Origin of the sequence: uncultured Fluviicola sp. (assembly GCF_902168135.1) — a bacterium.
Taxonomy (GTDB): domain Bacteria; phylum Bacteroidota; class Bacteroidia; order Flavobacteriales_D; family Crocinitomicaceae; genus Fluviicola.
On sequence record NZ_CABHOL010000021.1, the window covers coordinates 171657 to 191288 of the forward strand.

Genomic DNA, 19632 nt, shown 5'->3' on the forward strand with positions numbered 1-19632 from the left:
CTAAACGTTGCACTCCTCCGCGCCTTCGCTAAAGCTCTTGCCTTTGTGTAGCCACTTCGGCAGAGCAAGGTTAGCGCCAGCGTTACGGAAATCTTTCTTAAAAGTTTACAAACCAACTCAATTATTCCAGGAATAATTCGGTGCAAATGTAGGGTAAAGATTGGGATTGACCCCTAAAAAATCAAAAATCACTTCATTTTCACAAAACCCCGAAAAATTACTATAAAACGCGCTGAGCGAAATAAAAGATGGTACCTCCTGTGAAATACATCAATACATCCACTAAATCTGCCGTACCTCTCCCATAATGAGGTAAATACCATTCAAACAAAATGCTCATCGAAACGGTCACAAACAAAATAAGACGTAAGGGAATAAGCAACTCCCGGTCTCTTTTCAAAATTCGCGTTATCCACAAACAGCTGTAAAGCTGCAAAGGAATGAACAATAGATCGGTTAAATGATATGCCATAAAATCCGGCAGTAAATAACGGATTCCCGCATGTTTTATCAGCAGGTAGACCCATACGGTCCCACCCAAAAAATAATAGTTGTTTTTATATTTAACCATTGGATCCCACTGTCAAATAAGCAAACAAGAATGCTATTCCCATTACGATAGCTGTTACAGTATAACAAACTTTATAGAGGATCCTTAGAAACAAGGACGGGGATTTTTCCCAGGAGTCTATGAAATTATCCAGGGATGTTTTAGGCGCATTCCTCCTTCTTTCTTCCCGCTCCTTTTCACGAATCTCTTCGATGATAAGTGGTGAAAGGACTTCATTGCAAAACTGACAATAATCCTCAGATCCATTCCAATTCTGACATTTTGGGCATTTCCGTCTTACAGCCATACCGTTGTATTTTATTGGTTTCCAAATAAAATCATTTTTAGCTAATGTTAGCTAATTTGCAAAAATAAGCATTTAGTTATTTTTAGCTAATTTTAGGTGCGTAAAAATGAAAACAAAAGATAAAATACTTAGGCAAGCTTTGCTCCAATTCAACACAGAGGGTGTGGAACGCGTGACTACTTCTTCCTTGGCGAAGAATCTGGGAATCAGTCTGGGTAACCTTCATTATCATTTCCCAAACCGCGACAGTATTATCAGACAGCTTGTAGACCAATTTCTTAATGATGAAGAAATGCGCTCGCAAAAACTACTTCAGGTGAAAACCGAAAACTTTATGACACATGCTTTTACTGTTCAGTTTCTGACTTTCAAAAACATGTGGGAATACCGCTTCATTTTTACTGACCGGCTTGTCATTAAGCGGCGCATGGATTATCTGGAAGTTCGCTTCAGGAAGATGGTTGATCAGCGAAAATCAGAGTTTGATCAAACAATGTCTGCATTGCAGGCAAGCAATATTATTCTCCCCAACATCTCACAAAAAACATTTGACGCTTATTTCACCCAAATTGTCATTGGAAACAACAGCTGGATCTCCTATTCAGATTTGTTCGACTATGGTTCAGCGCCTTATCTTCATTTTGCAGAATGCGCTATTTGGTCCTGGAAACCTTATCTAACCTGTTCGGATGAAGAACTTGAAGCTACTATAAAAATAGCGCTTGAAAACCTGGATACTTACCTGTGAAAAATAACTCCCGCAAGCTGTTAATTGTGATGTTTGGATAAATGTTCTACCAATTTCGATGCACGATAGCTCGAATAAATCCCAAATGCGTTTACAACAACTCCTTTTATTTCTTTATTTGCAGATGAAATAGCATACACGATCATTTCGTCCCCGGGGTCAGTCATTCCTTCGAACCGGTACACTTCATCAATGCTGAAATCATCAGGCGACAATTCGGTTGCGGATCCGCTGCAGACCAAACAATCACGTTCCGCCTCCATGGACAGATCTGCCGTGTATCCGCGTTTCTTTAGATCATTTACTGCTTCACTGACTGTTTCGTAATCACGTACCATAATTGCTTTTTTTGATTTCTTACTAAAATAGTGAAAAAAGCGTTCGAAATTCATTCAGTTCCACGGATTCCCTGATTGGGAAAGCGGAGACAAAAAATTTTCATCCCTGTTTATTCTTTCCTACAAGCGGTTTTTATTTGGCCAGTAAATCCTTGATCAAACTTGGAGGCCTTCCTATTATTGCCTGGTCACCACGCACAACAATCGGTCGTTCGATCAGGATCGGGTATTTCATCATGGCCTGTATCCACTGTTTACGGGTACGTGTTTTCCCGGTGTACTTTTCCAGGAAAACGGCTTCTTTCTGACGAATGATATCCAATGGTTTTGCTTTGAGCAGCTTCAACAAGCTGTCCAGTTCCTCGTAAGTTGGCGGAACGAGCAGGTAATCCCGGATTTCCACATCGGCTCCCAGATCTTCTAAAATACAAAGTCCTTCGCGGCTTTTAGAGCAGCGGTTGTTGTGGTATATGATTGTTTTCATGAGAGGATTTTAAGATGTTAGGACATTAGGATTTTAAGATTGTATTTAGCTGGATGGAAAAAATCCAAGTCCTAAAACCTTAATATCCTAAAGTCCTGGTGTCTAGTTACCGTACATCATCAGATACGATTTCAGGAAGGGCAATAATTCGCCATCCAATACTTTATCCGGATCGTTTACGGTATAATCTGTCCGGTGGTCTTTTACCCGACGGTCATCCAAAACATAACTTCTGATCTGTGAACCCCATTCGATCTTTTTCTTACCTGCTTCAATCTGCTCACGTGATTCGGCCCGTTTACGCAACTCGATCTCATATAACTGGGAACGAAGCAACTGCATTGCCTTTTCCTTGTTTGCAAGCTGTGAGCGAGATTCGGAGTTCTCGATAATAATTCCGGATGGTGCGTGACGTAAACGCACAGCGGTCTCCACCTTGTTTACGTTCTGTCCGCCGGCACCACCTGAACGGAAAGTTTCGAAGGTAATATCTGCCGGGTTGACATAAATCTCGATCGTATCATCTACGGAAGGGTAAACATACACGGAAGCGAACGAAGTCATCCGTTTTCCCTGAGAGTTGTATGGACTTACACGCACCAATCGGTGGATTCCGTTCTCACCCTTCAGGTAACCGAATGCAAATTCCCCTTCAATTTCCAGAGTAACCGTTTTAATTCCGGCCACGTCACCTTCCTGGAAGTTCAGTTCTTTTACTTTGTAACCGCTTTTTTCGGCCCACATGATGTACATACGCATCAGCATTCCTGCCCAGTCGCATGCCTCCGTACCACCTGCGCCTGCGGTAATCTGCAATACAGCACTCAAAGCATCTTCCTCACCTGAAAGCATGTTTTTCAATTCCACCTCATCCAGCGTAATAAGCAAAGAGGCGTATGCTTCATCACATTCGGATTCTTCCGCTGCACCTTCTTTTACAAAATCCATCAGGACTTCCAGGTCCTCAGCCTGTGATTTCAAACGTGTGTAAGATTCGATCCAGAATTTCAATCCACGGATCTCTTTCATTTGTGCTTCGGCCTTTTTCGGATCGTCCCAAAAACCGGGATCCTGTGTTTTCAATTCACTTTCACGCAATTGCATCTGCTTTTCAGGAATTTTCAAATAGCTTGCAATCGCATCAATGCGCTGATTAATTTCTTTGAGTTGGTCACTGTTTACCATAACGCAAAGTTAATTGAAAAGTGAAAATTGAAAAGGCAAAAATGAAATTTGGGGAATTGAACAATTAATCCCGAAAATTGCCCGGGGTTTAAACACCTGAGGACACAGCATAATCCCGAAACCGGACGCAGCATACTTTATGGATTTCTTTGGGAATGCTTCTTTAGATCAAAGGGGGATGTCTACTTTTAGACAGTCCCCCTTTTTTACTACAACTTAACCTAACTAACTCTTGCGTAAGAGCTTCCTTGAGTGCTGCATTTCAAAATCAGCATGGACTCGATATCTTTTCGGTTGATTTTAAGTGTTAAAATCAACTAAATTGGTTCATTGAAACTTTTTCAAAGGTAAACCATTAAAACTTCTAAACAACAAGTTATTTCAGGGTTTTCACGTACTAAATATTTAGTGGGTCAAACCTTACAGCGCTCCAATTCACCAAACGTTGGTATGCCCTGTTGAGTATCAGCAATTTATTAATTGACCTAACAATTTATGGCTGGAATGGAAATTTTCTACCTCTAAAAATAAACGTGAATTTATTTACATGAATCCTGTAATTAATGATAAACATAACTTACTAAACATAAACATAACTATTATAAATAATAACTAAAATGTTTTTAACATTTCAGCCAGCGGCCTGCCGAATTCTAACCTTGGGCCGGGCGGTTCCCGGGTTGTTCTTTTATACCTGCGAACTTTAAATAAACTCATCAGAAATGTGAAAAGTAATGCACGAATACCGATAAAGAACAACACTTTCTTTTTTGGAACCTAAAAAAAATTACATTTGCACCGAGAAAAAGACTTTAAAACGAATAACAAGATGAATATTCCTGCAAATTTAAAATACACAAAAGACCACGAGTGGGTAAGTGTTGAAGGTGATGTTGCAACAATCGGTATTACTGATTTCGCTCAGGGAGAGCTAGGTGATATTGTTTACGATGAAATTGAAACAGTGGGTGAAACGATGGATCAGGAAGAAGTTTTCGGTTCTGTTGAGGCAGTTAAAACAGTTTCTGATTTGTTTATGCCGGTTTCCGGAGAGATCATGGAGTTCAATTCAGGTTTGGAATCAAATCCGGAAGCAGTGAACAAAGATCCTTACGGTGACGGGTGGATGATCAAGGTGAAATTGAGCAATCCTTCTGAATTGGAAGGTTTATTGGATGCTGCAGGATACGAAGCATTGGTAGGATAATCCGAAATCAAAAAATAAGATGAATCCTGATCGGTTAAGCTGGTCAGGATTTTTAATTTTACCCCTAGGGGCGAATCCCGAATGTGCGGGACGCCCCTGCTTTTTTCCGGGTATGATTTTTGAATTGTAACATCCAACAAATTTTAATAGTACTTTCACTAAAATTTATCTAATGAAAATAGCATTATACATCACGGGGCTTCTGATCTTTTTGAACTCCTGTACCATTGTTACTTCCACCAATGCACCCGGAAAACCGGAAAAGGCTTTTCCCAAAGCAATGATCGGAAAATACGAACTCATCTACCCGGAAAGTTTCCAGGGAATGATGGAAGGTGCAGATATGAAAACAACTGTCGAGATCAAATCCGATGAATTGATTATGAACAGCGGTGAAGGCGATTCGCACATGAAGCTGAACGATTCCATTTCTATTAACAAACTGGGTAAACAATTCTATTTGTGCATGGGTAAAGAGCCGTCTCTGAATGTTTTCAAGGTCATTAAAAAAGGAAAAGACTGGGAGCTTCATTCCATGAATGCTAAGGAAGGTGTTACCGGGGATCAATTGAAGCCGTTCTTCTCTCAGGTAACAATTAACAGCGATTTGGATGAAGAAACCGGTGAACTTACCGAGTCTTACATCGTAACAATCGACGATAAAAAAATTGACAGTTATTACAAGAGCGATATCATTCACGTGGAACCCTTTACGTTGAAACGAACGAAATGAAAATCGTACTGATCATATTGACTGCCTTTATCCCTTTTACGGCCTTTCTGCAAAAAACCGGAACACTTGTTTTATCTGGAGATGCTGTTTACTATGGCTATGATAAAAGCGAATTTTTGGTTTATTGCGATAATGAAGTCATTGGTTTTTTTGATAAAGGTGGTTTTTTCAATTATTCTGAAGGACAGAAAGTTCCTTTGATCATTAAACACCCCGAATTTGAGACGATCACAATTGAGGAATTAAAATTCTCCAGGAAAAATGCTTCCATGGATATCTATGAAAATATCAATGAAGCAGGAAAGAAAAAATTTGAGGATCAATTGAAAGCAGAACAGCTCAAGACCTGTACAGGAAGTGATAAGGAAGAGGTATTAAAAGATACTTTGCGAAAAATAGATACTAATGCCCATTTTCCGGGCGATACTGCCGGTAACCGCTCAAATTTTTTCAAATATATTGGCCAAAATCTTAGATATCCTCAAGAATGTGTTGAATATGGTATACAAGGGAAAGTCTATCTTTCTTTTATAGTAGAGGCTGATGGCAACATAACCTGTATTGAGATCAAAAAAGGAGTTGATTACTTTCTGGACAAGGAATCTTTACGGATTATTAAATCCCTTCCCAAATTCGTTCCAGCCACTTCAAATGGTATTCCAGTTCCTGTGGTTTATTTTTTGCCGTTGTCTTTTAAGCTTAATTAGTTGAAAAGCCAGTCAGAATGAGTGTGAGAGCGAGAATGAAGAAATAAAAAAGGGGCTGTCCCTATCTTTACAGCCCCGATTTATGTGTTTAATCTGCTACTAATTAAACAACTTCGTCAATTTCTTCGTCGAGATACATGAAGAATGCATACACATCATCTTTCAATGCCTCGGCTTGTTTAGCTTTTAATTCTTTTTTCAGCTCTAATTGTTCCACCAGAGCTACGTCAGCTTTCACTTCTGCGGTATTTCCCTGACGCGCATCCTTACGCAATTCTCTTTTAGCCTCGCGCAATTCTTTTTTGGCAGCTTTAGTCTCTAAATTTGCCTGGTGAATAGCTACTGATTGATCGGCATATAAATCACATTTATCAATGCGTAAATATTTCTTGTCTCTTTTTAGATCGGCTTTCGCTTTTCGAAGCTCTTTCTTACTCATGTGAGACTCGATTTTCAAACCTGCTTCTTTGTTTTTCTTGAATGCAGCTTTATGGAAGGCTATACGTTCCCGGTCATTTTCAATACGTGACATGGAAGCTTTCATGTCGCGGTATTCCTTACGATTCAGGAATCGGTTACCTTTGATTGAACCTCCTTCATTTTCATTGGCGGCAAAAGAAGGCGCTGTCGCTAATAGTCCTGCTACCATCGTCCCGATCATAAACAGGTTCTTTAATTTCATCTTTTCCATGACTTTTCATTTTATGGTTCGGTAAACTCCAGACAATGGATGTGCCATGAATGTAAAATTTAGCTGAAACACAGATATAGCAAGGGATTGAGCGATTTTATTCAAAATGAAAAAATTTGTGAATATTTTTCAAAATGAAAAAAGGGATTTCGAAATGGAGATGACATGGGGTTAATATAACCGCAAAGAATGGAAGATCGCAAAGTTTGACTTGATTAAGTTCTTTACAGCTTTGCCTCCAAACAGACATGTTGCAGTTCTTAATTAGTGAAGTTATCTATGTGCAAAACAAAAATCCACGATAGACAAAAGGAGCTGTACCGAAGGTGTCGACACTCCATGAAGGCCTTTGCGCCTTTCACTCTTTGCGGTAAAAAAAGTGTTGTAAATTTTATGTGAGCACTATTTGCCGATGCGCAGTAATATTGGGAAAGAGATTTCTGTGGTTTCAAAGTCGGGTAATTCGGGAAGGAGTAAATCGACCGGATTGATCTGATGTTTGTCTTTGTAGTGTTTCACCGCCGACCAGGTATTCAGATATCCCAACAGTTGGTCGCGACTCCAGGTGTGTTTGATCGTAAACTCCGGATGCGGGACCTCTGCAAAAGGAAAAGGAATTGTTTGATAACCTTCATCGATATAACGTCGCTCCGGATCCCAATAATCAGAAAGCGTTTCCGCGTATAATTTTGTAACTGTCTGCTGAATTTCAGCCTTGTCAATCTCACAGTTTCCATAGCCCAGGATGACAATCACCCCCTTTGGTTTCAGAACGCGCTTTGCTTCTGCATAGAATTTCTCAAAGTCGAACCAATGAACTGCCTGACCAACCGTAATACAATCAAAATACTGATCCGGAAAATTGGTTTGTTCCGCAATTTGTTGTGAATACAAGATTTTTGGATGAGAAACCGCATTTTTTAATTGATTTTCGCTTAAATCAGTTGCATAGACTTCATCAAACAGGCCTGCCAATTTTCCGGCAACCTGCCCGGTGCCTGTGGCACAATCCCAAACCCGCTTGTTTCCGGTCAGAATAGTTTTCAGGAAAGTAAATACCTCTTTCGGATAAGCTGGTCGAAATTGAGCATATGCACCTGAATTATGCGAGAAATTGTCTTTCATATCAATCATTTACCGGTATAAAAGTTACAACATATCTGAATGTGGGTGAAGGAAAATTAATCTCATGTGCCGGAATAATTGCCTGTTCACCCTTTTGTACCCGCTTAAACTGCTCTTCGTTCGGATAAACGAATTTCTGCCAGTCATCTTCCGATTTAACTCTCCAGATCGGGAATTTCCAATGATAATATGCCAGAGCCTGGTCGTATGTTATTCCTTTTATCAGATCTTCCGGATCCTGATTTTCTATTGGAAGATCAGGAGTAATATGAAGTACTTCTCGAATGATAAAACGGCTATATCTGTCGTGCGCCCGAACCCCGGCTCCCTGCCCAAACCTGTTGACATGATCCAAATTCAGATCCATTCCAACGGGCTTCTTAGTTATGCTGTCTTTTTTTGATGGGTATAGGAGTTCGTACGTGCTGCCGTTAACAAAATAGGGAATTTTGAGGTCCAACTTTCCAACAATTGTTTTTGCTTTGATATCCATTCGATAGTACTTATATACATCCATTCGATCTTTATAACGAAGTTCAATATTCTTCATTTGCTCTTTATATCGTTTTAGAATAGAGCCATTTTCGGTAAGCGGAAAGATTCGGCGATTCATGTCTCTGTCATCCGGTTCAAGGTTTACGAACTCCATTGCATACTCATCAAAATAGATTTTTTTCGCTTGAATCAATTTTGTTGCTTCCTTTGAGTCAGTGGTTATCTCCGCATACAAAACCTCCGTAATAAAAGAGTCTCGGACAGCCTGTATAAAACGATGATAGTCCTGAACAGTAATTCTCCAGTTTGAGGTATAATCTTTTGCCGGAACATTGAATGCAGCAGATGTTGAAATGAGTTCGCTAACTAACGGCAAGGTGACTTGTACCTTATATGGCAGGTGTTTTTGATTCAGCTTTTGTTGCAGTTGAACTTCTTTCCAATGACAAAACGCATTTGCCTGCATTCCGGTCAATCCAACCCCTGGAGATGTGGGAAGTAATTGATCATAGACCTGACCTAAAACTGAATATTCATCGTTAATGGAGGTTGATTGGTTAGCCCAGGAATCTTGAAACAGAATAACGGATGTATTGAAATCAACTGTATCAAAGTCCTTGTTAATTTCTAGAATAGGCAAGGCATAAACATATCTTAAATCACGTTCATCAATATCCCTCCGTTGGTAAAAACGATTATTTTGGGGCAAATACATAGAGACCAGTAAAGGAAACAGTTCAGGATCTGTGTAACTGAATTTCCTTTTCCAGTTAAGGGTGTATTTTTGTCTGTTTTCCAACCGGGCATTTGGATAAAACTCGGGACTTTTCTTTACAGATTTACTGATATTTAAGTATCGGAGAGCTTCCTCATCAGATTCTACATATTTGTAAATGTATTCTCTTGCTATTGAATCCCGTACCCAATTTTGAAATTCGAGGTATTCAGAATTACTTACAAACGTCCTTTTTATATAACTCGAAGTACCGTTTGATGATAGTATAGCTGGGTTCACATAGTTTCGAAAAAGCATGTATTCGTTCTGGTAAACGATTCCCGAAGTGTCACCGAGCACAGTTATACTCGGTACAATTCTACAAGCTTCGTTTGTTTCCATATATGGATTCTTGGTTCTCGTAGAAACAGATTGAAAATCTGGTCCCAGCAACTTTTCCAACTTTTTCTGCTGTCCATATGAATGTAAGGAAACCAGTATAAATAGCACAAAAAATAGTTTCATACTTTTAAATGTGGTGCTTTTAAAAAAGTAAACCTTTGAATTGATAAGTGGTTATGTACAAGGTTGTTTTCATGACTCTTTTTTCAAATTCCAATTAAGATAAGCCATTATTTTGAAATAAAGGAATAGCCCGAAGGAAATCAAGAAGAGCAATCGAGACCAAAGCGGAATCATTTCAAATATCGCTGATAATGAAAATGCTCTTAAAAAGAAAGCTCCAAATAATAAAGATCCGTTCTCAAAAATTCGTCTCACCCTATAACTGTCAATAAAATAGGAAATAATTAATAACCCAATTGTAATGAGGAACAAGATGGATGAAAGCCGGAATTGGTCACTAGAAAGTCTCTTATCCAAAAAGATAAATCCTATCATTAGTGAAATACGAGTAATCACCAAAAACACGATCAGTGAGGCTAGGTAAAGAAACTTTGATGCTTTCAAACGAACTGATTCTAATAACTGCTTGTTGCCCCGCCCACATTCTCGATCGGATGCCAGGTTGTTTTCAATTCCTGCAGATCGGTGATGTAATACGGATTCTCATCTGTTTCTTGGGTGAAATCATTCTCGTAAACAAACACGCGCTTCACGTTGCAATCCGCTCCGGATTCAATTGCTAAAGCGTATTCTTTGTTTCCACCGGCATAAACTACTGCATTCACATCCATGTGGCTGTGGAACTGGTCAACCAATTCTTTTTCTGTTCCTGTCAGGATGTTCACTACTCCGCCTGTAAGATCTGAGGTAGCCAACACTTCAGCAAAAGTGATCGCACACAGGGGCAGATTTTCCGAAGCAAGTACCACACACGCATTTCCACCGGCAATAACCGGCAAAATAGTAGAAACCAACCCGATTAATCCATTCGTTTGAGGTGCAATAATTCCAACTACTCCCATTGGTTCCAAAGCAGAGAAATTGAAATGACTGCTTGCCACCGGGTTCACGGAAGAGAAGACCTGCTGGTATTTGTCGCACCAACCAGCATAATACACACAGCGATCAATGGAAAGTTCCACCTCCTGTTTTGCTTTTGCTTCCGTACTTCCCTGTTTCACCAATTCTTCTACGAACTGTGCTTTACGCCCTTCCAGCATTTCGGCAATACGGTACAGGATCTGACCGCGGTTAAAAGCTGTTTTCTCAGACCAGGAGCCAAATGCTTTACGCGCAGCAACCACTGCATTTCTGAAATCTTTCCGGGACGACAGACACATATTTGCCAATGGCTGTCCTTTCTGATCCAACGGAGAATAATACCTTCCGGATTCTGTTCTCGGAAATGCTCCGCCGATGAAGATTTTGTATGTTTTTAGTACTTCCAAACGTTCCATTATAATTATCAATGTTTAATTATCAATTATTAATTGCTTTAACGCTTCGTCCATTTTGAATTTTCTTTGGTTCGCAAATTAATTGTCTTAATAATTCTAAGTAGTTGATTCGCTTCATCGTGAATGGTTAAAAGATGCTCTTTTTCTTCATTCAACAATGCCATTAACAACTCTTACCAGTATATACTTTCGTCACATTCTTTTTGACAGATGCTTAGTTTATGAATGAAATCTGCTTTACTTTCAGCATTTCTAGCTTCTCTCATATTTGCCCCAACAGATGTAGATGACCTCACCAACTGGTCTGTCAAAATAAATTCTTTGTGCCTTTCTTTTATTCGTCTACAATTTTTTACTGTGTTTAATGCGAAGTGGAAACTTCTTTCTCTGATGTCCTGGTTTTTAATGATCATTTTCTCGTTTCTTATTTAATTTAAACAAAAACATCGTCTAAAAAACAAATTATTCATCAAAAAAAATGACGTTTCCGTCTTGATAATTAATCAATTAATAATTGATAATTATCTTTCTATTTTCAAATAAGCGCCCAATCCCTGTAAACCGCCTTCTCTACCGAATCCGCTCTCTTTGTAGCCTCCGAAAGGGGAAGTCGGGTCGAATTTATTATAGGTATTTGCCCAAATGACCCCGGCACGCAGTTTTGTTGTCATATTAAAGATACGTGACCCTTTGTCTGTCCAAACTCCTGCTGCCAATCCATACGGCGAATTATTCGCTTTCTGAATGACCTCATCGATAGTACGAAAGGTTTGAATTGTCAATACCGGTCCGAAAATCTCTTCCTGGGCAATTCTGCTCGATTGCGCTACATCAGTAAATAAGGTTGGTCTCACGAAATATCCTTTTTCAGGAATCTCGCAGGAACTTTCATACATGCTTGCTCCTTCGTCCTTTCCTATTTTAATATATTTCTGAATGGTCTCCAATTGCTCCTTGGAGTTGATCGCACCAATATCCGTGTTCTTATCCAACGGATCACCGACATACAAGGTATCCAGTCGGTCTTTCAGCTTTTGGATGACTTCTTCGGCAACGGATTCCTGAACAAACAACCGTGAACCTGCACAGCAGACGTGTCCCTGGTTGAAGAAAATTCCGTTCACGATTCCCTCCACGGCCTGGTCGACCGGTGCATCTTCAAAAATGATATTCGCCGATTTTCCTCCTAGTTCCAGGGTCAATTTCTTTCCTGTTCCAGCCACTGCTTTCTGAATGATCTTTCCAACATTCGTAGAACCTGTAAACGCAATTTTGTTGATATCCGGGTGATTAACAATCGCTGCTCCCGTATCTCCGTACCCGGTCAGGATGTTGACAACACCCGCTGGCAAACCGCTCTCATGAATAATTTCTGCCAATAACATCGCTGTTAACGGGGTGGTTTCTGCCGGTTTCAACACAACCGTATTTCCTGCTGCTAAAGCCGGTGCAATTTTCCAGGCTGCCATTAAAAGGGGAAAGTTCCACGGAATGATTTGTCCGGCAACACCCAAAGCACTTACATTTCTGTTCGGAAATGCGTATTCCAGTTTATCTGCCCAACCCGCGTAATAGAAAAAATGATTGCACGCCAGCGGAACATCTACGTCTCGTGATTCGCGAATAGTCTTCCCGGCATCCAGGGTTTCCACAACGGCCAGTTCACGAGCTTTCTCCTGCATCAAACGTGCAATACGGTAAATATACTTCCCGCGTTCTTTCGCCGACAACTTCGACCAAACGTTTTCATACGCTTTGCGTGCAGCTTTTACCGCTTTGTCAACATCTGCTTCGTTGGCATAAGCCACTTCTGCCAGCACCTGCTCGTTTGCCGGGTTGGTCGATTTAAAGTATTTTTTTGAAGCCGGCGCAACAAACTTCCCGTCGATATACAAATCGTAGCGTTCTTTCAGTTTCACATGACTGGTACTTTCCGGACTTGGGCTGTAATCCCAGGTTCCGTTGAAATTGAAATCCTTTTTTGCCTGATTTTCCGGTTCGCTTTTCTTATCTTTTTTTGTCATCCTAAATCTTATTTTTCCCGCCCTCTTTTTCTCCCTTCAAAGGGAGAGATTCCAATCCGCCTCCCCCTTTGGAGGGGGACTGAGGGGGAGGATTTTTCTAATTTAATCTATTGAAAAATAATCGGCGCTTTGATAGTGCCCGGTTTCCTGTTTTACCAATTGCATCAGCACATCATTGGCAAGTGAACTTGCCCCGAAACGGAACCATTCGTTGTTCAACCAATCGCTGCCCAGCGTTTCTTTTACCATTACCAAATTATGCAATGCCAGCTTAGCAGAGGAAATTCCCCCTGCCGGCTTCATGCCTACTTTCACACCTGTCTTGCGGTAAAAATCCTTGATCGCGCACAACATCGTATAGGTTACCTGCATCGTTGCGGCCGGTTGAATTTTTCCGGTAGAAGTTTTGATAAAATCAGCACCGGCATACATGGCAATATCGCTTGCTCTGCGTACCTGATCCAAAGATGCTAATTCACCTGTTTCGAAAATTACCTTCAAACGGGCCTTACCGCATGCTTCCTTAATCGCCGCAATTTCATCGAACACAAAATTGTAATCTCCAGCCAGGAATTTTCCGCGGGAAATGACCATATCAATTTCATCAGCTCCGTTATCGACTGCAAACCGGGTATCCAGCAATTTGATCTCCCGGGTGGATTGTCCGCTTGGAAATGCAGTGGAAACAGATGCAACCTTAATTCCGGAATCACCCAGTGCTTTTTTGGCTTCCGCAACCATAGTGGGGTAAACGCAAACTGCCGCAACGGTTGGCAATCCTTCCTGCAAATCATGCAGATGCTGCGCTTTGTAACACATTTGACGCACTTTTCCCGGAGTGTCTTTCCCTTCTAAAGTAGTCAGATCGATCATGTTTAACACCATTTTCAGGCCTTGCACTTTCGACTCGTTCTTGATACTCCTGGTTTGGAAACGAGCCACACGTTCTTCCACACCAACTTTATCAACTGCCGGTGAAAGTTTGAAATCAGGTATGTTCTTGAATGTTTTGTTTCTATTCATGTATGATGACATGTGATTTACTCAAAGATACAGATAGGAAATTAACTGACGTTTAAAATTGAAGAAGAAATGGAGCTAAAAGGAATTAGCTGCCAGATATTTGTTAGGATAAATGGTAGTGAAATCCAGTCTTATTTTAGCCTCAGAAGTAGAAGACCGCAAAGGTTTGAATGGTGTATAACCTTTCTGCACACATCCTGTAAGTCAAAAAAAAATCGAGACTTTTTCAACTAACTTTTTTAAAGCTATCCTGTTTTCTTCTAATTTTAGCGTATGATTCCCTCAGAATTTCAGTCGTTTATACCTCTTGTTTTGAAAGCTTGTATAGAAGCCTCCGAAGCAATCATGGAGATTTATGAAACGGATTTTGACCCTTCTATCAAAAATGACGGGAGTCCGGTAACCAAAGCAGACCTGCTTTCTAATGCAATTATCAAAAGAGAATTGGAGAAAACCGGGATTCCGACCATTATGGAGGAAAGTGTTAATTCACCCTACGAGGTTCGGAAAAACTGGGAGACCGTCTGGATTGTAGATCCTTTGGACGGAACGAAAGAGTTTATCAAAAAAAATAGAGAATTTGCAATCTGCATCGCTTTGGTCCACCAAAACCAACCTGTTTTAGGTTTTATCGCTTCCCCCGCAAATAAGGAAATCATTTTCGGAGGGAAAGAAATCGGTGCTTCATTTTTGCGTTTTACTCAGGTTGATCAGGCTGAAAACTGGAAAGCAATTCACCCCAAGACGGAAACTAATAATCCGCTTAAAATCTCGGGAAGCAGATCCCATCATTCGGGAAATGACCTGAAGTTTAATGAGTCCATGCGGCAGTTTTTCGGAGAGGTTTCATTCATAAAAATGGGGAGTGCCTTAAAATTTTTCGACCTTGCCTTGGGAAAAGCGGATGTTTATCCGAGATTTGCACCTACAATGGAATGGGATATCGCAGCCGGACAAGCAATTATTGAAGCATTAGGCGGAAGTGTTGTGCATGCTGAAACAAACCAGCCGCTCAGATATAACAAGGAGAATTTATATAATCCTTATTTCATTGTACAAACTAAGCCGGTTATTGAGCGATTGAATAAATGAAACTGCTTCTGAACATCTTTTTTTCATGCTTCTGCACTTCCATGATTCTTGGACAGGAATACCGCGTTTTACCGATTGAATCTTATTTTAAGGATGTTTCTTTTTTTACCGACTCTTCGTTTGCACCAGTTTTCCCGGTAACTAACAACCAGGTAAATTATTACGATGCAGCCAAAGAACAAAAAGTACGTTACTCGGACCTCGGATATTACATTTATCAGCGCGAACTGATCCAGCTTGTAAAAAAGAACGGGGCTATTTGGGTAAGCCCGATCTTAGACATTCAAATGGGACAGGAACAGGGCGATACCACTATGCGCCAGTATTTGAATGTCCGCGGACTTCGTATTGAAGGAAGTATGAAGAACAAGGTGTTTTTCTCCGGTTCGTTTTATGAGAATCAGGCAATTCTTCCTTATTACCTGCAGCAATATGTTACAAACCGGGGCGAGTTTTATCCGAATGCAGCCGATTCAAGTTATTACCAGGTAAATGCGGTTATTCCCGGAAGTGCGCGGACCAAACCTTTTAAAACAAACGGATTTGATTACGCCTATGCAACAGGAATGGTACAATGGCAGGTTCTGAGAAATCTTTCGGTTTCGGCAGGAAACAACCCGGTTTTTGTGGGAAGCGGTTACCGATCAGTCATTTATTCCGATAATTCCTTGCCGACTATGAACTTCCGCGTCAACTATTCGCTGGGCAAAAAGTGGAACTTCCAGCTAATCCGTATGCAGGGATTGAATATGCTCCGCGTTCCTTATTCCAGCAATGGTGAAGCGCTTTATGAACGAAAAGCTTTAAGCATCGGATCCATCTATTTTCAGCCAACGGAACATGTAAGAATAGGATTGGTCGAAGGCGGAACCTGGACACGCGGGGATTCTATCCAGAAACAAGCAGTTGAAGGCGGTTTTTATATTCCGCTGCCGGGTGCTGCAACCATCCAGGAAGGAATCAACGGAAAAAGTTATGCTTATTTGGGTCTGGACCTGAACTGGCGGTTTTGGAAAGTGCTTTTATACGGTCAATACGGAAGGAATCCTTACGCGAAATCGAGCGATGCGGGTCAAATAGGAATTCGTTACTGGCCTTTCAAATCTCCGAATTACCTGGTGCATTTAGAGTACAACCACACCTCTTCAAATGCTTATCAGGCTTCCAATCCACGAATCAATTACGGGAATTTCAATCTGCCTATCGGGCATCCGATGGGAGCCGGAGTGGATGAAATCGTGGTACGGATTCGGGCGGAATGGAACCACCTGTTCATCAGTTCATCTACCAATTACTATGTCAACCAGTCTGATAATTACAGGGTGTTACTTCCTGTTTACGAATCCAATACAGGTGTGAATCAGCAGGTGTTTTATGAAAACCTGGAAATAGGGTACAATTTCAATCACATTTACGGATTGGAGATTTTTGGCTCTGCCAGACTGCGAATGGTCAATAATCCGCTGCAGAACGGACAATCTTACTGGTTCAATGTAGGAATCAGAACAGCTCTTAACAATCATTATTTCGATTTCTGATGCGGCATATCATTTACATAGCGTTTTTATTTTGCTGCTTCCAAAGCTTTGCCCAGGGAGGAATTGATCGTATCCGTCATTTTAATTTAAAGCCGGAATTCCCGTTTAACAGGAGCCTTCATCATTCCATTCAACCGCTGATTCGCACTCAGCCTTTCATTTTCCGAGATGATACCACAGACATGATCATTGAAATCGGGAAAGATAAACAGCTCTTTTCTAACCCATCGAGAACAAGCAGGTCTTTCGTTATTCTTCCTGCTTCAGACAGCTATTTCCAATACGATACAGCCATCAGCTACCGCGCTTCGGTCGGTTTCAATTTCGAAAAGACCTGGGGGAAATGGTACAACCGCACCCTGCTGACTTCCGGGTGGAGCCTGCGCGAGGATTACACGCAGACACACATTGCTTTTTCTCCGCTGCAAGACCGCAGTTCTTTTTGGTTTACGGATATCCGCACGCGTTTCGGGTACACGCCCGGTGAAATGCTTCACATCAGCGCAGGAATTGACAACCAATTCTTCGGGGAAGGATACCGTTCGCTGATCCAGGGAGACCAGGTTGCACCGAATCCGTTTGTGCAGTTCCGGGTGAATTTCTGGAACCTCGAATACGGGCTTCTTTACCAATTTCTGCACGACAATAATTATGCGAACAAAACCCGCGATTGGAAATACAATACCACTCATTACCTGAGTATGAATATCGGGTCGAACTTCAACATCATGTTATTGGAATCCGTTATTTTCCAGTCGAAAGACAGCACTTACAAACGGGGCTATGAGGTCGAATATTTGAACCCGTTCGTGTTTTTCCGGCCACAGGAATACAGTCTTGGATCTACAGACAACGTCTTGCTTGCTTTACAATCTTCCTATTCTTTCTACGGAAAAAAACACTGTGTTTACTTTCAGCTGCCGCTGGATGAATTTGTATTAAAAGAAATCACAAAGCGTTCCAAATGGTGGGCAAATAAATACGGATTACAATTGGGAATCAAAGGACAGTTCAGAAGCTGGTCCTACCAGTTGGAAGGAAATCTGGTGAGACCTTATACTTTTTCCCATATTTCTTCGGGACAAAATAACGCTTCTTTGGGCTTACCGCTGGGGCATTATTTAGGCGGTAATTTTGCCGAATTGATCGCAACGGCCCGCATTCCGTTTAAGAATTTCCAGCTAACACTCTTCTCTTCTTTTTACCTGAAAGGGTATGATGATTCCGCTATCAGTTACGGAGGTGATATTTACAAAAGCTACACTTCCCATCCGAAAGAATACGGAAACACCATTGGCCAGGGAATTACCCAGCGCACTCTTTCACTTCAGGCCAATGCATCCACCACTTTAAACAAGCTACAGCTGGAATTATACCTCCAGGCAGGATTACAATACAGTTGGGGAGAAATGGGCACAAACACCACTCCCCTTGTTTGCGCAGGAATACGCAGCGGTCTGTTCAATGAACGAAAGATCCGGTAATAAAAAAGGGCGCTTCGACTACGCTCAGCGACCCTTTTCATTCATTTAGTTTACAAGACTTTTAGATCTGGATCGAACCAAGACTCTTGATCTGACCTTTTGTGATCGTAACGTCCTGTATACTTTTTTGAGATGCTACCACTTCACCTTGTCCTTTCGCCTCAATTTTCAAAGTATATGTTCCGTCAGGAACTCCTTTGATCATAAAAAATCCGTTGCTGTTTATAAAAGTACTTGCGTTATAAGAAGCATTACTTAAACTGATTGCTGCCTGTGAGGTTCCGCTAACTTGTCCCTGCACACCTGTGGACGGATCCACAATTTCCGCAATTACAGGATTCAGTGTATAACCTCCGCCTGCCTGCGCAATCGATGAGCCTACGTTGAAATCCAGCAAAATACTCGCTGTAATGCCGCTGGTTACCGTACATTGGATGGGAACCTCAACCTGCCCCTGGAAATTTGACCCGAAAGATAAGTTCACGGTATTTGATCCGTTTGTGCCATTAAATGTCAAACTATTTTCCCCGCTAAAAGTCAACTTTAGTTTGGTATATGTTCCGGGTTGAACAGTTGTTGCACTAGCTAATGTAACCTCTGCCCCGTTTGTCAAAGTCATGATATTGACTTCCTGGGAAGACTCATTGATGGTAACCCATCCGGAATTCTGAAGGTATGCTTCGATTTTAACGATTTCAACATTCAGCGCTACAAAATCGCCGGGTGAATCGGTCATTCGAACTTCCATTTGACCCTGAGTGGTCTTATTGTCTTTCTTACATGATTGAATCGTGAATCCCGCACAAACAATCATCAACGTTAATACTAGTATCCTTTTCATAATCGTGTCTATTAATCGGAAAGGGATAAACGAAGTTTGTGCCAAAGAGCTATGATCTATTTCTTTTACAGAAGCATATCCCAACAAAACCAAGCATTTTTCAAAAAGTTGACTGCTTTTCGGAAAACAGGAGGTTCACTTTGGCTCATTCAATATGAAAACGACGTTTTCAAAATGAAAGCCATTTTCATTTCCATTTCTTTAAAATAATTTTGAGCGAATGAAGGGAATAAATCGGGATGGATATTTATGGCAAAAAAAGAGGGAGGCTTACCACTTCCTCCCTCAAACTAACACACCTATGACCCGATTTTTGAGAATTCGTTAAGAATCTCATAACCTGATACAGAACAAAGATATCTTTAAAGTTAAATGAAACATTCAGGAATTAATAACAGGTAAGAACGAAGTAACATTTGGTTCATTTTAAAGAATACTTGAATTAATTGTTATCTAAAATCAATCTAATTTGCCCCTGATTTG

At 40.9% G+C, this 19632-nt stretch carries 20 protein-coding genes; 7 read left to right on the forward strand and 13 right to left on the reverse strand.

Annotated elements, in window-relative coordinates; genetic code table 11:
• Positions 1 to 220 precede the first annotated feature (220 nt).
• Both QZT69_RS08460 and QZT69_RS08465 read right to left on the reverse strand, forming a co-directional pair.
• A complete protein-coding gene (locus QZT69_RS08460; RefSeq protein WP_294673028.1) occupies positions 221 to 571 on the reverse strand; it encodes a hypothetical protein in 351 nt (116 codons plus the stop codon).
• A complete protein-coding gene (locus QZT69_RS08465; protein ID WP_294673030.1) occupies positions 564 to 857 on the reverse strand; it encodes a hypothetical protein in 294 nt (97 codons plus the stop codon). The genes QZT69_RS08460 and QZT69_RS08465 overlap by 8 nt, the downstream gene beginning before the upstream one ends.
• Before the next feature lie 106 nt (positions 858 to 963).
• Between QZT69_RS08465 and QZT69_RS08470 the strand changes: the two genes are divergently transcribed.
• On the forward strand, positions 964 to 1605 hold the full coding sequence (locus QZT69_RS08470; RefSeq protein WP_294673033.1) for a TetR/AcrR family transcriptional regulator: 642 nt from the start codon (positions 964 to 966) through the stop codon (positions 1603 to 1605).
• A gap of 20 nt (positions 1606 to 1625) precedes the next feature.
• Here QZT69_RS08470 and QZT69_RS08475 read toward each other — a convergent pair whose 3' ends face one another.
• From QZT69_RS08475 to prfB, 3 genes are all read right to left on the reverse strand, one after another.
• Positions 1626 to 1943 (reverse strand): phosphoribosylpyrophosphate synthetase, encoded by a 318-nt coding sequence (locus tag QZT69_RS08475; protein ID WP_294673036.1) that lies wholly within the window; start codon positions 1941 to 1943, stop codon positions 1626 to 1628.
• A 133-nt stretch (positions 1944 to 2076) separates the two neighbouring features.
• A complete protein-coding gene (locus tag QZT69_RS08480) occupies positions 2077 to 2427 on the reverse strand; it encodes an ArsC/Spx/MgsR family protein (protein WP_294673039.1) in 351 nt (116 codons plus the stop codon).
• Positions 2428 to 2529: 102 nt separating this feature from the next.
• Positions 2530 to 3612, reverse strand: coding sequence for a peptide chain release factor 2 (gene prfB / locus QZT69_RS08485; protein ID WP_294673042.1), 1083 nt, complete (start codon positions 3610 to 3612; stop codon positions 2530 to 2532).
• A gap of 829 nt (positions 3613 to 4441) precedes the next feature.
• On the opposite strand from prfB, the gene gcvH reads away from it, so the two are divergent.
• The 3 genes from gcvH (at position 4442) to QZT69_RS08500 (ending at position 6259) form a co-directional block, all read left to right on the forward strand.
• Complete coding sequence (gene gcvH, locus QZT69_RS08490; protein ID WP_294673046.1) at positions 4442 to 4819, forward strand: glycine cleavage system protein GcvH; 378 nt, start codon at positions 4442 to 4444, stop codon at positions 4817 to 4819.
• A gap of 172 nt (positions 4820 to 4991) precedes the next feature.
• A complete protein-coding gene (locus QZT69_RS08495; protein WP_294673049.1) occupies positions 4992 to 5552 on the forward strand; it encodes a hypothetical protein in 561 nt (186 codons plus the stop codon).
• Positions 5549 to 6259, forward strand: coding sequence for an energy transducer TonB (locus QZT69_RS08500; protein WP_294673052.1), 711 nt, complete (start codon positions 5549 to 5551; stop codon positions 6257 to 6259). The genes QZT69_RS08495 and QZT69_RS08500 overlap by 4 nt, the downstream gene beginning before the upstream one ends.
• A 103-nt stretch (positions 6260 to 6362) precedes the next feature.
• Here the strand turns inward: QZT69_RS08500 and QZT69_RS08505 are convergent, their stop codons facing one another.
• The 7 genes from QZT69_RS08505 to deoC form a co-directional block, all read right to left on the reverse strand.
• Positions 6363 to 6950, reverse strand: a complete 588-nt coding sequence (locus tag QZT69_RS08505; RefSeq protein WP_294673055.1) for a hypothetical protein — start codon at positions 6948 to 6950, stop codon at positions 6363 to 6365.
• A gap of 402 nt (positions 6951 to 7352) precedes the next feature.
• Positions 7353 to 8075: a class I SAM-dependent methyltransferase gene (locus QZT69_RS08510; protein ID WP_294673056.1), complete on the reverse strand. Its 723-nt coding sequence runs from the start codon at positions 8073 to 8075 to the stop codon at positions 7353 to 7355.
• 1 nt (position 8076) lies between these two features.
• Positions 8077 to 9810: a hypothetical protein gene (locus tag QZT69_RS08515; RefSeq protein ID WP_294673059.1), complete on the reverse strand. Its 1734-nt coding sequence runs from the start codon at positions 9808 to 9810 to the stop codon at positions 8077 to 8079.
• Between the two features lie 455 nt (positions 9811 to 10265).
• Positions 10266 to 11147 (reverse strand): aldehyde dehydrogenase family protein, encoded by an 882-nt coding sequence (locus tag QZT69_RS08520; protein WP_294673062.1) that lies wholly within the window; start codon positions 11145 to 11147, stop codon positions 10266 to 10268.
• Between the two features lie 173 nt (positions 11148 to 11320).
• Positions 11321 to 11560 (reverse strand): four helix bundle protein, encoded by a 240-nt coding sequence (locus QZT69_RS19170; protein ID WP_367242084.1) that lies wholly within the window; start codon positions 11558 to 11560, stop codon positions 11321 to 11323.
• A 108-nt stretch (positions 11561 to 11668) separates the two neighbouring features.
• Positions 11669 to 13171, reverse strand: coding sequence for an aldehyde dehydrogenase family protein (locus QZT69_RS08525; protein WP_294673065.1), 1503 nt, complete (start codon positions 13169 to 13171; stop codon positions 11669 to 11671).
• A gap of 102 nt (positions 13172 to 13273) precedes the next feature.
• The gene (gene deoC, locus QZT69_RS08530; RefSeq protein WP_294673069.1) at positions 13274 to 14194 is read right to left on the reverse strand and encodes a deoxyribose-phosphate aldolase; all 921 of its coding nucleotides are present in this window, start codon (positions 14192 to 14194) and stop codon (positions 13274 to 13276) included.
• A 273-nt stretch (positions 14195 to 14467) separates the two neighbouring features.
• Here deoC and QZT69_RS08535 point away from each other — a divergent pair, with 273 nt between their 5' ends.
• The 3 genes from QZT69_RS08535 to QZT69_RS08545 are packed head-to-tail and all read left to right on the forward strand — an operon-like array spanning position 14468 to position 18308.
• On the forward strand, positions 14468 to 15286 hold the full coding sequence (locus QZT69_RS08535) for a 3'(2'),5'-bisphosphate nucleotidase CysQ (RefSeq protein WP_294673071.1): 819 nt from the start codon (positions 14468 to 14470) through the stop codon (positions 15284 to 15286).
• Positions 15283 to 16824 carry a hypothetical protein gene (locus tag QZT69_RS08540; protein WP_294673074.1) on the forward strand — a complete coding sequence of 514 codons (1542 nt, stop codon included), beginning with the start codon at positions 15283 to 15285 and terminating at the stop codon, positions 16822 to 16824. The genes QZT69_RS08535 and QZT69_RS08540 overlap by 4 nt, the downstream gene beginning before the upstream one ends.
• Positions 16824 to 18308 carry a hypothetical protein gene (locus QZT69_RS08545; RefSeq protein WP_294673077.1) on the forward strand — a complete coding sequence of 495 codons (1485 nt, stop codon included), beginning with the start codon at positions 16824 to 16826 and terminating at the stop codon, positions 18306 to 18308. The genes QZT69_RS08540 and QZT69_RS08545 overlap by 1 nt, the downstream gene beginning before the upstream one ends.
• 61 nt (positions 18309 to 18369) lie before the next feature.
• On the opposite strand, the gene QZT69_RS08550 is transcribed toward QZT69_RS08545, so the two are convergent.
• Positions 18370 to 19149 (reverse strand): DUF4382 domain-containing protein, encoded by a 780-nt coding sequence (locus QZT69_RS08550; RefSeq protein WP_294673080.1) that lies wholly within the window; start codon positions 19147 to 19149, stop codon positions 18370 to 18372.
• Positions 19150 to 19632: the final 483 nt, after the last annotated feature.

What these genes read in the sequence shown, in the direction of transcription:
- QZT69_RS08460 (WP_294673028.1), bottom strand. Translation starts at nt 571, where the DNA reads ATGGTTAAATATAAAAACAACTATTATTTTTTGGGTGGGACCGTATGG.
- QZT69_RS08465 (WP_294673030.1), bottom strand. Translation starts at nt 857, where the DNA reads ATGGCTGTAAGACGGAAATGCCCAAAATGTCAGAATTGGAATGGATCT.
- QZT69_RS08470 (WP_294673033.1), top strand. Translation starts at nt 964, where the DNA reads ATGAAAACAAAAGATAAAATACTTAGGCAAGCTTTGCTCCAATTCAAC.
- QZT69_RS08475 (WP_294673036.1), bottom strand. Translation starts at nt 1,943, where the DNA reads ATGGTACGTGATTACGAAACAGTCAGTGAAGCAGTAAATGATCTAAAG.
- QZT69_RS08480 (WP_294673039.1), bottom strand. Translation starts at nt 2,427, where the DNA reads ATGAAAACAATCATATACCACAACAACCGCTGCTCTAAAAGCCGCGAA.
- prfB (WP_294673042.1), bottom strand. Translation starts at nt 3,612, where the DNA reads ATGGTAAACAGTGACCAACTCAAAGAAATTAATCAGCGCATTGATGCG.
- gcvH (WP_294673046.1), top strand. Translation starts at nt 4,442, where the DNA reads ATGAATATTCCTGCAAATTTAAAATACACAAAAGACCACGAGTGGGTA.
- QZT69_RS08495 (WP_294673049.1), top strand. Translation starts at nt 4,992, where the DNA reads ATGAAAATAGCATTATACATCACGGGGCTTCTGATCTTTTTGAACTCC.
- QZT69_RS08500 (WP_294673052.1), top strand. Translation starts at nt 5,549, where the DNA reads ATGAAAATCGTACTGATCATATTGACTGCCTTTATCCCTTTTACGGCC.
- QZT69_RS08505 (WP_294673055.1), bottom strand. Translation starts at nt 6,950, where the DNA reads ATGGAAAAGATGAAATTAAAGAACCTGTTTATGATCGGGACGATGGTA.
- QZT69_RS08510 (WP_294673056.1), bottom strand. Translation starts at nt 8,075, where the DNA reads ATGAAAGACAATTTCTCGCATAATTCAGGTGCATATGCTCAATTTCGA.
- QZT69_RS08515 (WP_294673059.1), bottom strand. Translation starts at nt 9,810, where the DNA reads ATGAAACTATTTTTTGTGCTATTTATACTGGTTTCCTTACATTCATAT.
- QZT69_RS08520 (WP_294673062.1), bottom strand. Translation starts at nt 11,147, where the DNA reads ATGGAACGTTTGGAAGTACTAAAAACATACAAAATCTTCATCGGCGGA.
- QZT69_RS19170 (WP_367242084.1), bottom strand. Translation starts at nt 11,560, where the DNA reads ATGATCATTAAAAACCAGGACATCAGAGAAAGAAGTTTCCACTTCGCA.
- QZT69_RS08525 (WP_294673065.1), bottom strand. Translation starts at nt 13,171, where the DNA reads ATGACAAAAAAAGATAAGAAAAGCGAACCGGAAAATCAGGCAAAAAAG.
- deoC (WP_294673069.1), bottom strand. Translation starts at nt 14,194, where the DNA reads ATGAATAGAAACAAAACATTCAAGAACATACCTGATTTCAAACTTTCA.
- QZT69_RS08535 (WP_294673071.1), top strand. Translation starts at nt 14,468, where the DNA reads ATGATTCCCTCAGAATTTCAGTCGTTTATACCTCTTGTTTTGAAAGCT.
- QZT69_RS08540 (WP_294673074.1), top strand. Translation starts at nt 15,283, where the DNA reads ATGAAACTGCTTCTGAACATCTTTTTTTCATGCTTCTGCACTTCCATG.
- QZT69_RS08545 (WP_294673077.1), top strand. Translation starts at nt 16,824, where the DNA reads ATGCGGCATATCATTTACATAGCGTTTTTATTTTGCTGCTTCCAAAGC.
- QZT69_RS08550 (WP_294673080.1), bottom strand. Translation starts at nt 19,149, where the DNA reads ATGAAAAGGATACTAGTATTAACGTTGATGATTGTTTGTGCGGGATTC.